Here is an 11810-nt window from a genome sequence, read left to right on the forward strand (position 1 = left end):
ATGGTATCAGAATTGAAAAAGAACCATTCCAATAAATTAATAATAATGGTTTGCCACGAAGTGAAAGGACTGCCGGACAATGCTCTGGCAACAACTTGGAGAAAGCTCGCTAAAATCATTATTCAGGCAGAAGGACTAAAAGCCATTATTTCCGGCAGATGCCCGGGAGGTACGTTAATGATCAATGAAGAAAAAGCAAACCTGTACTGGGGGACAAAATAAAATGAGAAAGACAATGAACAAAGACATATTATTAAAAATTCTACAACTGGACAGCCTTGTCAGGTTTTTAGACTGGAGCGAAAGGGTAAGGATCCATTTGTACAGAGGAGAGAAATTTAACTCTACAACGCCCAAAATTCTGGCAGCGTATGAGTGGATCATCAATGAAAACTGGGAGCCACCGGTGATGCATTACGGGGAAGACCGCTTTCAGTATTTCCATGATCCGGAGTTAGACTTGTGGATTGAAGCTGAAAATTATTTAAACTATTTCCCGCAATACAAGCCGGATTTAACCAAACTTATATTTTAGGACATGGAAGCCACAGAATTATTGGACGAGATTTTGAAAAATTACACTTTGGCAACAACCGTCTCGCAGCAAATACAGGCTCATCAAAAGAATATAGCCCTTTTAAACGGCGAGTCAAAGAAAGCCTACGATAAGGGGTATAAAGATGGAAAAACGCGACGGAAAAAAAGAGAAAATCGACAACTTAATACAAAAGAACTAATTATCAAAAATAACAAATTATGAATATTAATGAACTTTTAGAAAGACCAATTAACGAATTGTCTGCAGAAGAAATGGAAGCGGTGCTTAACCATAAAAGAAAAATGGAGGTAGAACGGCAGGAAAAAGAAAAACGCGCCTATGAAGCCGAAAGGGACAGCGATATGGGAGAATTGATTGCCTTAGCCCTTGAAGTTGAAAGCAAATCGTGTTTATTGAAAAAGCTTACTCATGCCAAGATGGAAAAACACCAGGAGAAATTAAATGAATATGGAAAAATCCGTAGCAATTCTAAAGGCGGCTTTACCTTAATGCACAGTGATAAAACGATCAGAATTAAACGCCGCAGGGATACACAGCCTACATGGGACGAAAGAAGCACCAAGGCTCTGGAACTGATCCACGCTTTCCTCTATGATACCGTTAAAAAGAGAGACCGGGATTTATTTGAAATGCTGATCGGGTTTTTGGTGAAAAACAAAAAAGGTGATCTCGACTATGCAAGTGTAATGAATTTACTAAGCCATGAAACGCGTTTTGATGATCCAAGGTGGAAAGAAGGTTTAAGGCTTTTAAAACAGAGTTACAGCAATTTCCTGAAAGGCTACCAATATGATTTCGAGAAACAGAATGAAGAGGGTAAATTTGAAAGGATAGAACTCAACTTCTCGGCTCTGTAATACTTACAATTTCAACGTTTAAAATTATCGGGAAAATCCCGAATTTATCAAAATTAGAATACCATAAATACAATAATAATGGTTGATTTAAAATAAACTCCCTTATTGGCAAAGCTAATAAGGGAGTATTTTATTTATGTGGAGTCCTACTTCAATCTTACTATAACATCATTGGTAAACATTGTCGGGTTCCAGTTATTTCTACTGCAAACAAATTTATATAGATCGTACGCTTGCTGCATATTTGCAACTCCACCCAGCTCATAGGTTTCATTTTTAGCCTGATTGAAATAAACCGCATTGAAATAAACCGCTGTTCTCATAATTTCCTTTCTTGTTTAATTAAAATAAATCCCTCATATTGAGGTGTTTATTAAAGCAAATATAACTTACCGCTTTTATATAAAGCAAGTAGATTCTGCTATAAATTGCTCCTTACTGCATAATAAAGAAGTGATTTTTTATCTATCTTAGCCGTAACTTAAAATTACAATGATGAAATTATATCTTTTACTATTTCTTTCTGTAGTTTCTTTTTCCTGTATGGAACAAAAGAAAACAGAGGAAACCCTGCAAGCTAAAAACAAAACAATTGACAGCTTAAAAGCCGAATTAAAAGACTGTACTGCACAAGCCAAAATAATGGCGGAAGTTCTGGAAAAAGAAAGAATTGAACTGCAAAATAACAAAGCCACCAAATAGGTGGCTTTGAGGATACTTCTTAAATAACTTCAATTTTAAAATACTCTCTAATATTTTATCATTTATGATAAATGGTATGAAAGAATTTTTTTAACATCTTTATCGCCAAAGATTTTATATTCTAATTTTCCCTCTAAAGCTTTATTAATACTTATTTCAAATCGTGGAGCATCTGCTTTATCAGTAATGATTATATCTTTATCAATAATTATGTCTTTGAATAAACCTTCATGTATTGAATTCCCAGGTTCAGTTTGAGCAATAATCCCATTAATCAACTCTTTTTTCGTTGATATTTGCGATATACTGACCTTTAATTGAAAATAATTTGTTGTGAATTCACATATTAATTTGACTTCTAAATCATTCTTTTTAAATTGTTTCTTTTTATGCAACCATTCATTTCTACAACCGCCTTCCTTAAATTCTGTTATTAAATTCAGTAAAATATCAAGAGGTATTTCCTTTGAATTAGAAGCTTTTCTAAATCCTTGCTCTAATAATTCTAAATAATAATTGAAATCTTCAGAACCTTTTACTTCTTCATACCTTTTTCTATCGAAAGGTATATTAACTTCTAAAACATCAGTTGGTACAATTTTATTTGGTTTTATACCAAATTCAGTCGGTGAAACTGCAATCATCTTAAATGTTCCATCTGTTATAAAACGATGTTTCCTTACAGCTTTTGAAAAATAATCGTCAATGAAATTAGTATGTTTTTGAAATTCAAAACGTAGTTCATTATCATTAAGAATATAATCATTGTAATCAAGCCCTAAGTGTATATAATATAAAGTCATAATTTATTGTGGTTTTGGTCTATTATGTATTCTTGGGTTTATTGTAGCTTTATTTTTATTTGTATATTTTATTTCTGCTTCTAAAGCTTTTGCTCTTGCATTTTTTCCTTTAGGTATATTTTTAAGTATTTTTTGGGTATAATTTCCTCCTGCGCTATTTAATTTATTCACTTGTTTCGTTGCTCGATATGAATTTCCTGCTTTTGAGATCTTACCTCCGCTTATTCCAACTTTTTCTATTCCTTGAGTAGTTTTATTGACAATCCCATAAACGTGTTGAGCCCTTGTACTCGCTTTTGAATTTCCATTTGCAGCTTTTACGGCATTTTTTATTTCCTCTACACCTTTCAAAGCTGGAGCTTTTCCTCCCTGAGACATCAACATTCCTTCGGGTCCTCCGGCGGCGGCTAACACAATTGTTCCTAAGTCGAGCGCTCCGTTTACTGCTTTCTCCTTGAGACTTTCTTTAGGAACTCCAGTGACAAGTGTTAAAGTACCATCGGTATCAACCTCATACTTATTCCTTATCTTATCTCCGGAAACTAAATTATAGACTCTTCCATAATTATTTGCGACGGCAGCACGAACACTATTAATACCACCTGCAATCATTTCTCCAAACTCCCACGGATCGTCTGGTAAGCTTACCTGATTAACTTTCTTAGCTTCTAATCCTTCCAGTTCTCTTGCGTCAATAACCCTGTTTTCCGAAAAATTATAGTGTGACTGGTAAGCATATTCTTCTGAAAGCGGATCTATATTAAAGAATCTGCCGACGTCCGGCATATAGTTTCTCCATTTGTAACCATAAAATCCGGTTTCCTGCAATTCCTGCCCCTGCATTTTGAAGTTTTTGTAGGAACCCCCTCCAAAATATGCGTTACCCGTTTTCAGATGATTCATCCCGAATGGGTAGAAATCATTATTGTCGACAATTTCAAGAGCTCCTGCGCTGTTTCTTGCGTAAGAAAGCCTTACATTTCCCTGTAAATCTTTATACTGGTAAATATATTGATTTTTTACATAATCATAAAACCCTTCTGCTGTCGGGAAGAATTGTAAGTCGGGAGTCTTTATGGTAAGCAGTGTACTGGTACCTGTAGGATCAACCAAGCTAAAAGCCTGCGGCTCAAAAGCTCTTGAAGCCATCATCATTTCGGTACTTCCGCCACCGCCTGTATTTCCGCCTGTTGTACTGAAATACTGGAAACCATCCAAATAATCGGTTGTTTCCTTAGTGGTGGTTGTCCCTGCAATTCCTACCGAAGTTTTCGTAGTTTCTTTTCTTACTTTGCTTCCGTCTGCACTATATTTTGTAGCAATATCGGTGGTTAGCTGTCCCAGATTAATCGTTAACGAGTTGGGAAGATTCATATAATTATAACCGATGGCTGTAATGCTTTTATCGATCATATTTTTCATGTTTCCGTTCACATCATACCCAATGGTATTTCCCGCTGTTCCTTCATATCCGGTAGAGTTTCCGCTGATGTCTTTAATTTTGGTCGCTCTGTTTCCGGTGTAGTCGTAGGTAAGGTTATCAATTACCGTCGCCGTACTGCTTCCGTTTTCCATCACCGAAGTCCTGTAAAGGCTGGAAATATTCCCATTCAGATCATACACCAGAGACTCCATATTTTCCTTGCTGTAAGGATTCTGCGGATTTTGGTAAAAGCCTGCCGTTAATCTGTCTAACCTGTCATACGCGTACCCATATCTTTTCGGTGTTGTTGATGGATTTGCACCAATAGATTCTACGGCTCTCCAGTCTACCTCCGCAATGTTTCCGTTGTATTTCGGAACTACATTTTTCCCCGGGAACTGTGAAGAATCCGGATTCTGGATTCCGTCACGATTGGTATATTTTATTTTGTAAGAAAATAGTTTTCCGCCAAGATCGGCAGCTGCCATCTGGTTCTTATTGATATCGGTAAGCCAGCCACGGATATTGTAATTATAATCAATACTCTGTAGAGGCGCAGAACCCGAAGTGGAACCTACTTTTTTATTTACAATCTGCGAGAGGTCGTTATAGGTATTTTCTGCGAGTAGTTCTTCCGGATTGCTGTCTACCTGATGAAAATGTTTCAGAAGCCTGTTCTGGTCATCATATACAAATCTTTCCATAACCGTTACCCCGGTTTCGCCCTGCTTTCTGAGGTGGAAGGTATATTTTTTTAAAGGAACGCCTGTAAAATCCAGTTCTGTCTCCGTGTTGGTATATCCTCCGAGATGGTTGGTACTTTTGGTGGCAATCTCCCTTCCAAAAGAATCGTAATAACTGTAGGTTTTCGTCCAGTTGTTGTCTTCAATATTTTTCACATAAGAAGCCGTAAGAACTCCGTTTGTAGAAGCATCATTATCGGCATCCAATGTCTGGGGCAGGGTATACTGTCCTAAAATAGTCTGAGGAACCGCCGGAGCTTCAGGCGGGTAAGTATCATAATAATTGACAGAAAGCAGCGTCATGCTTCCCGTTGGGAATGCCTGTTTGCTGTAATACACCTCAAGTCCCTGCAAATTGAAAGATGTAGTCGTTCTTTTTTCGTTATTATATGCATTCGCCGTCATATTGTTCAATGCACTTTGCATTGCCTGCCTTGTCGCGGTATTGGCAAAAAAACCGGTATAAACCACTCTTCCGGATTCATCATATTTGGTGAAAAGCCAGCCTTTGCTTCCGAAATTATTGGTGGTTGTTCTTAAAAGACCATCCTGTGCTAAAACCGGACGATCCTGTTTATCGTATACTGTAAACTGCCAGTCTTTTCCAGGCAATTTTTTCTCCACCTCTCTGTCTTGCCCGTCATAACGGTACTGGTAGCAAAGTTCATTTAAAATCGCATCTGTAATGAGGTTATTGTTATCTTCGATCTGTTTTACCGCCTTCGGTGTGATGATGAAAGCCTGCTGGTTGTATTCATTAAAGACATAATAGGTATCGATGTTTTGTGAACCGTCGTTCTTACGGATCAAAACTGTTTGCCCTCTTCCGTTCTCAAACTGGATAACAGAATTTCCGTCTTCATCGGTAACCGTATTTTTATACAGTGTTCCTGCCGGATAAAATCCTGAATTGGCAGAAGAAAGTGATACTGAAGAAACCGTATTGGAAACACCGCTCACTGTACTGGTTGAAGTGTTTGTCACAAAAGCTTTAACTTCGTTTCCGGTATTGGTTTCGTATTTATATTTCTTTGTCTTTCCCGAACTCATTTTCCATTCCTCTCCCGGATTCGCTTCCTGCAATACCCTGTCTAAAGGGGAGTTTTCAATTTCCTTCTCCGTAAAAGCATTGGAAACACCGTAATATGCATTGGCAGCGGTTTCATCGGTAATCCCGGTATGGATGGAAGAATTTTGAGAAGCCACAGGAACAGGCAATATATTTTTTGCCTGTCTTCCGAATCCGTCATACGTTACCGGCATGACCAGATCTTTTCCGGTAGCAGTGGCTTTTACATTAATGATCTGCTTAGGTCTTCCCAAGCCATCAAAATAGGTAATGGTTTCCGATTTTTTTGTACAATCCTGATTTAGACATGTGATGGACTGCACATAATTTTCATTGGATTGTGCAAAAGACATCCCTGCGAGCAATACGCCTAACAAGGATAATCCTTTTGATATTAAATATTTTTTCATTTCTGTGATTATTGCTTGAATTTGTAATTATTCTTTTGAGAAGTTTCCTGAATGTATGATCCTGAATTATTTTTTCCTCTGATATTTCCTTCTTTTAGTCTTCCTGCTGCATCATATACAAATGTTTGTCTAACTCCTTGAGATGAGGTTTTACTGGTCATTCCAATTAGCGGATCATACGTATAGGTTGTTATTTTCTTTCCTGAAAGAGCCGATAATTTTCTGAAATCATTCAGCGCATTTAAAAGAAGACCTTCTTTACTTGGATCAGAAGCATCATCATTGGAAGCAGAAACAATGGCGTTGGTTGAAACGGCAGCCGTAAACTGGTCATAGGTGATGTCTTCAATAGTGGCGATCGGCTCAGTCCTATTATAACCCCATACAATAGTTACAGGAGTTCCGTCTTTTTCGGTATACTGAACGATATTTCCCTTATCATCATATTTATCATAGGTTACATCCGTGGACATCGTGTTATTCAGTTTATCATACGATTTCTCAGACAATGGCAATACCAGATTTCCGGTCTGTGGTGTAGAAAGAGCTGTCGGATATACCGTTTCTGTTTTGCCCAGAGTTTTGGTAACACCGCCAACGGTTTGCGTAACGGTGGTTTCCAATGGAATACCGATCATGTTTTTACTGATCATTAACTGGTTGTTTTTTTCGTGGGCGTAGGAGTAGGTGGTTTGCTGAGTACTGCTATCCGGAAAAGTAGTAACCTGAGAAGTTGGCTGGTAATGCATTGAACTGCTGTAATTATATTGATTGTTTGTTTCTAAAGTATCGCTGTTAAAATTTTCTAAAACTTTTGAATTTAACAGATATGTAAAATCAGTATATAAAGGTAAAACCTGGTATTTATAAGCAGTTTTATAAGTTCCCGCATTTGAAGTTAATATTTGATCTCTGGGTTCAGCAGCGATAGAGAAAAAATTAATGTACTGAGCATTCTTTTCTGAGAAGACATTCTTTTCTTTTTTCACTATAGAATTTGAGTTTCCGGATAAAATATCTTTTCCGTCATTTAAAGCGGTCTTCCATGAATAATATGGTGTTTTGCAGTGTTCAAAGGTACAGTTTCCAATAAATGGTGAGAAATCATTCTTAAAATAATGTACTGTTGATAGTACAGAATTATTTAATAAATTTTCCTCTTTTTGTGTAACCTTGGAATATAGTATGTGAGAAGACGTACCGTTTCTAAATGGAAAATCCATCAGACCATAAAATCTATTTACTTTATAGTAGTAATCCTTTACAAATATTTTTGGAAATCCGTACAAAATACCCGTTGAGAAAGAATTATTGTTAACTGTTTCATCATAATTGAAAGTCGTTTTTAAAACAGCAACTCCATTATTATCTTTATTTAAAATAGATTTAACTCTTAGTCCTCCGGCTAAATTATTATTACCAAATTGATCCTGAGAATTATCAAGATAAGTAATGTTTAGGGAAAAATCTCCAAAATCATCATCAGTTCCTCCTTCATCAATAGTGTTTGTGTATCTGTTGGCAACCAGAATATAATCACCGGGATACAGCGTGAAATTTGTGACATCATATGTAGAGCCAAAATTCATTATATGGATAGTATTTCCATTAACTTTCTTTTGCAATTGTAAATAGTATGAGTTAAGATTGGAAACTTTTGAAATTAAGCAGCTTATATCCGCTGAGATTACTTTATCAACGTGAAATTCAAATTGTTCCAGTTTCGGGATTGATATACTGCCATCGGGATTATTTATAATTGTCGGACCTCCAGAGAATACATTTCGTATAAGACTGTTTTCAAATAAATTAGTAAAATCATATTCATTGGAATCAAATAAAGCATTGAATCTATGGTTTTCGTAAGTGAATTCTGTAGATCCCTTTGTTGGATAAATAATTGTTTTCAGCATTCCCATTTTAGAATAAATTTCGTTTACTTTTCTGTTGGCTGTACCTGCCAAGTCCCTGCTGTTATTCTCGAATTTAAAATATATTTTCGGGATCAGCTCGTTGTTAGAAGTTTCACCATTGTAGTAACCAAAATAATCCTGTGCAAAGCTTAGTCTGCTGGGTAATTCTCCGGGATAATATTCAAAACTGTATTTTTTGACATCATTCAGATTATAATCTTTTTCAATAACATTATTAAGTTTTAATCTTAAGGTATATTTATCAAATGTATTTATAAATAAATTGTGATTATCTCTCGAATTGTCAGGCATTTTACTTTGAACCTCTTCATTAAAATAAGAATAGGAGAGCTGCCATTTTTTTACAGGTCTATTTTTAATATTAAGATCAATCGAGGCTAAAGAAAATCTGTCATTATCCAATCTTGGGGTTGTGTTCTGATTGAAAATAACTTCAGTATCATTATATACTATTTTGCTTAACACTTTATCCTGTATAGTAGTGATATTATAAGCCGAGTAAGTAATATTATTTTTGTGTAGAAAAATTTCTTCTGTCAAAGGATATATTGGCACTTTTAATCCCGGAACATCAGGATTAAACAGGTATTCTTCTCCATGTAATGAACCTGGTTTCGGATAAACTCTGTTAAATTTATATTTGTACTGTGATGTAATATTAACATCATTTGGTAAATTATTATAATTGTTTTCATAATAGAACCGTACCGTCCTGTTTTCTGAAGTTTCAATTTTTGTCAGCAGCCATGTATTGATTGTTGGCGGAGGAGAATCAGAAGGAGTATTATCATTGCTAATGAATTGATTGGACAATTCTTCGATAACCGCAGTATAATTCATATTATCTTTTGAGTTGCCAAAAAAGAACTTATTCCCATAATTATCAATAATTATAAAATCAATGATAAAGCCATTCGCATTAATATTGGGTATGATTTTATAATCATCTAAAGGCAGTTGTACAAACTTCTGAGTGCTATAATCATAGGTAAATGAGAATGACTTACCAAAAAGGGTTACATGATAAAAATCCGGCTCCAGATCTAAAAGTCCCACATTATTATTTATCCAATTGTCTGATGGTGTATTAAGGTTACCATACACACTGCTGGTGTAAAAATGCTGGTTAGCCAGATTGATATTTTGATTGAAACTGCTGTCATTATAATTATCGATCTTTCCGTTTATAGTTCTATTGATGGAAGATGTTGAACTTAAATTCCATCCCAAACCAACAGAACTCGCCATTTCATTTACTTTTATACCTTGGGTATTGTATAAAAGATGAATGGGAATATTTATGTTTTCATTTACATTCAACTCATATAAAGGTAAACTTACATTCACAGATCCTGTAGATAGATTTACATTTTTATCCAGAAAACTTCCTAAAGACGAAATTTCTGGAGATTTCGGAATAAAATTGATCTTTTCTTGTGCTACCAGTTTATTATTAATCAATATTAATAATAAAGGTGCTGCAAATAGTTTCATTGCTTTCTTCATCATGTTTATTTTTTAATCATTTTGGCATTCGCCGTTTTATCATTGGTTTTCACCACCACCAAATACGCCCCCTGAATCAGAGGCTGGGTATTGATCTTGGTGATCTTATTTTTTGTCTTTACCGTTTCAAGCTTTCTTCCGCCCATATCGTACACTGCAATTTCTGCTTCAAACGCTCCCTCTCTCAAGCCCTCAAATCCAAGTTCCACATATACATAATCCGTTACCGGGTTCGGGTAGATCTTAATGTCCTGCTTTTCGATCAGCTGGTCAACCTGTTTATCCCCAAGCTTCACGATTTTCCAGTTTTCTTTTCCCAGTTCCTCTGCGCTGGTTCCTGCGAGTACAATCGATCCGTCACGGTTCAGCTTAATATCAGACAGTCTTTCCTCTTTTTTTCGGGATTCTCCTTTTACGTGCTTTCTCCACTGCTCATTTCCGTTCTGGTCGAGATATAGCATCCAGAAAGTCTCATCATCATTTTCAATCCTGCCTTCCGCCTGTGTGTAACCACCAAGCAGAATCCCTTTGGACGTTTTGTCATCCGAAGAATGCAGTACACTCATCCCCATCAGAACATCCTGGTTCTTGAAATTGTAGGATTTCTGCCACTGCTCATTTCCATTTAAATCAATAGCAACCAACCATAAATCTGTTCCCTCTTCAATACCTACTGTTTTGTTTCCTGATCTTTCCGATCTGGATTCCCCTCCGATCAGGTAGCCTGTTGAAGTAAGGGCAAGTGTTCTTAAATGATCATCACCTTTTCCTCCGAAGTTCTTTTCCCACTCAATCTTATTTTCCTTTGAAATTTTGACTACCCAGAAATCCGCCTCGCCATAGTTTTCTGTCTTTTTTGAACCGCCCAGATTGCTTCTGGAATAGATCCCTAACAATGCTCCGCCATCTTTGGTGGGAATCATTTTTTCCACTTCATCCAGCCCTTTTCCGCCTAAAATCAATTGGGATAATTCCTTCCCGTTTTTATCCAGCCGTACCACCAGAACATCTTTGGAGCCGTAACCTTTCGGTGAGTTCTGCACATTGCCAACGACAAAGAATCCCATATCTGTGGTCTGAATCACCGCCCGTGCCTCTTCATCTGCAGCACTGCCAATGGTTTTCTGCCATAATTCATCGCCAAACTCATTGATTCTGATGAGCCAAAAATCAGATCCGCCTTTGGAATCATCTTTTTTATCAAAACCTTTTGAAGAACTGGAAGTCGCAAGTACTGCAAATCCTCCATCCTGGGTGCTGACCGTGGAAGCTGCCATATCGTGGTTGTTGCCCGAGAAATATTTTTCCCAGACAGTTTCTCCCTGCTGATTTAGTTTCATCAAACGAAGATCGTAACCGTTGTTCTGCTTTTGACTGCCAAATGATGGTTGACTGTTGTCGGAATGGATGCTGCTGCCTGTAATTAAATACTGCTGGTCAATCGTGGTGGTAATTTGCGATAGGAACTCCTGGGTGTAAGACGGGATGTCTTTCTGCCACACCACTTCCTGGGCAGAAGAAAAACCTCCCAGGAGTACGCACAAAAGAAATGCGCCTGAATAATTTTTTTTCATTGTGAATATCAAATTTTAAGTTGCTAATATATTTTTAATTGTTTGTTACTTGCAATCCGTAAAAACCCCATATTTTGGGTTTGGATTTATCAGAATGCTTTTAGCCTGACCGGTTGTTTATTTTCATTTTGCTTGTTTTAAATGTTATTCTTTTTCATGCAGCAAAGATATATTCGCAGAACGGCAGAACATGTCGTATTTTATTGAAATACATTTCAACTGCAAATAAT

The 11810-nt window shown here is 36.6% G+C and carries 10 protein-coding genes; 5 read left to right on the top strand and 5 right to left on the bottom strand.

Translation table 11 applies throughout. The annotated features are described in order from the left end of the window. From BW951_RS21855 to BW951_RS21870, 4 genes are all read left to right on the top strand, one after another. A partial coding sequence (locus BW951_RS21855; RefSeq protein ID WP_076396768.1) for a hypothetical protein occupies nt 1-222 on the top strand: 222 nt, incomplete at its 5' end. 13 nt (nt 223-235) lie between these two features. Next, nucleotides 236-535, top strand: coding sequence for a hypothetical protein (locus BW951_RS21860; protein WP_139326237.1), 300 nt, complete (start codon nt 236-238; stop codon nt 533-535). Between the two features lie 3 nt (nt 536-538). Then, a complete protein-coding gene (locus BW951_RS21865) occupies nt 539-760 on the top strand; it encodes a hypothetical protein (RefSeq protein WP_076396772.1) in 222 nt (73 codons plus the stop codon). Further along, nucleotides 757-1416, top strand: a complete 660-nt coding sequence (locus tag BW951_RS21870; protein WP_076396774.1) for a DUF3164 family protein — start codon at nt 757-759, stop codon at nt 1414-1416. The genes BW951_RS21865 and BW951_RS21870 overlap by 4 nt, the downstream gene beginning before the upstream one ends. 146 nt (nt 1417-1562) lie before the next feature. Here BW951_RS21870 and BW951_RS22930 read toward each other — a convergent pair whose 3' ends face one another. Further along, the gene (locus BW951_RS22930; protein WP_175608858.1) at nt 1563-1739 is read right to left on the bottom strand and encodes a hypothetical protein; all 177 of its coding nucleotides are present in this window, start codon (nt 1737-1739) and stop codon (nt 1563-1565) included. A 169-nt stretch (nt 1740-1908) separates the two neighbouring features. Between BW951_RS22930 and BW951_RS21875 the strand changes: the two genes are divergently transcribed. Further along, nucleotides 1909-2118, top strand: coding sequence for a hypothetical protein (locus BW951_RS21875; protein ID WP_076396776.1), 210 nt, complete (start codon nt 1909-1911; stop codon nt 2116-2118). Nucleotides 2119-2180: 62 nt separating this feature from the next. On the opposite strand, the gene BW951_RS21880 is transcribed toward BW951_RS21875, so the two are convergent. The 4 genes from BW951_RS21880 to BW951_RS21900 are packed head-to-tail and all read right to left on the bottom strand — an operon-like array spanning nt 2181 to nt 11580. Continuing rightward, nucleotides 2181-2921 (bottom strand): hypothetical protein, encoded by a 741-nt coding sequence (locus tag BW951_RS21880; RefSeq protein ID WP_076396778.1) that lies wholly within the window; start codon nt 2919-2921, stop codon nt 2181-2183. 3 nt (nt 2922-2924) lie between these two features. Next, nucleotides 2925-6566 (bottom strand): DUF6443 domain-containing protein, encoded by a 3642-nt coding sequence (locus BW951_RS21890; protein ID WP_084196515.1) that lies wholly within the window; start codon nt 6564-6566, stop codon nt 2925-2927. Nucleotides 6567-6574: 8 nt separating this feature from the next. Then, nucleotides 6575-10009 carry an RHS repeat domain-containing protein gene (locus BW951_RS21895; protein ID WP_139326238.1) on the bottom strand — a complete coding sequence of 1145 codons (3435 nt, stop codon included), beginning with the start codon at nt 10007-10009 and terminating at the stop codon, nt 6575-6577. 2 nt (nt 10010-10011) lie between these two features. Further along, nucleotides 10012-11580 (bottom strand): T9SS type A sorting domain-containing protein, encoded by a 1569-nt coding sequence (locus BW951_RS21900; protein WP_076396782.1) that lies wholly within the window; start codon nt 11578-11580, stop codon nt 10012-10014. Nucleotides 11581-11810: the final 230 nt, after the last annotated feature.

The organism is Chryseobacterium gambrini (genome assembly GCF_900156825.1).
GTDB classification, from domain to species: Bacteria; Bacteroidota; Bacteroidia; order Flavobacteriales; family Weeksellaceae; genus Chryseobacterium; species Chryseobacterium gambrini.

What these genes read in the sequence shown, in the direction of transcription:
- BW951_RS21890 (WP_084196515.1), bottom strand. Translation starts at nt 6,566, where the DNA reads ATGAAAAAATATTTAATATCAAAAGGATTATCCTTGTTAGGCGTATTG.
- BW951_RS21880 (WP_076396778.1), bottom strand. Translation starts at nt 2,921, where the DNA reads ATGACTTTATATTATATACACTTAGGGCTTGATTACAATGATTATATT.
- BW951_RS21870 (WP_076396774.1), top strand. Translation starts at nt 757, where the DNA reads ATGAATATTAATGAACTTTTAGAAAGACCAATTAACGAATTGTCTGCA.
- BW951_RS21900 (WP_076396782.1), bottom strand. Translation starts at nt 11,580, where the DNA reads ATGAAAAAAAATTATTCAGGCGCATTTCTTTTGTGCGTACTCCTGGGA.
- BW951_RS21865 (WP_076396772.1), top strand. Translation starts at nt 539, where the DNA reads ATGGAAGCCACAGAATTATTGGACGAGATTTTGAAAAATTACACTTTG.
- BW951_RS21875 (WP_076396776.1), top strand. Translation starts at nt 1,909, where the DNA reads ATGATGAAATTATATCTTTTACTATTTCTTTCTGTAGTTTCTTTTTCC.
- BW951_RS21895 (WP_139326238.1), bottom strand. Translation starts at nt 10,009, where the DNA reads ATGATGAAGAAAGCAATGAAACTATTTGCAGCACCTTTATTATTAATA.
- BW951_RS22930 (WP_175608858.1), bottom strand. Translation starts at nt 1,739, where the DNA reads ATGAGAACAGCGGTTTATTTCAATGCGGTTTATTTCAATCAGGCTAAA.
- BW951_RS21860 (WP_139326237.1), top strand. Translation starts at nt 236, where the DNA reads ATGAACAAAGACATATTATTAAAAATTCTACAACTGGACAGCCTTGTC.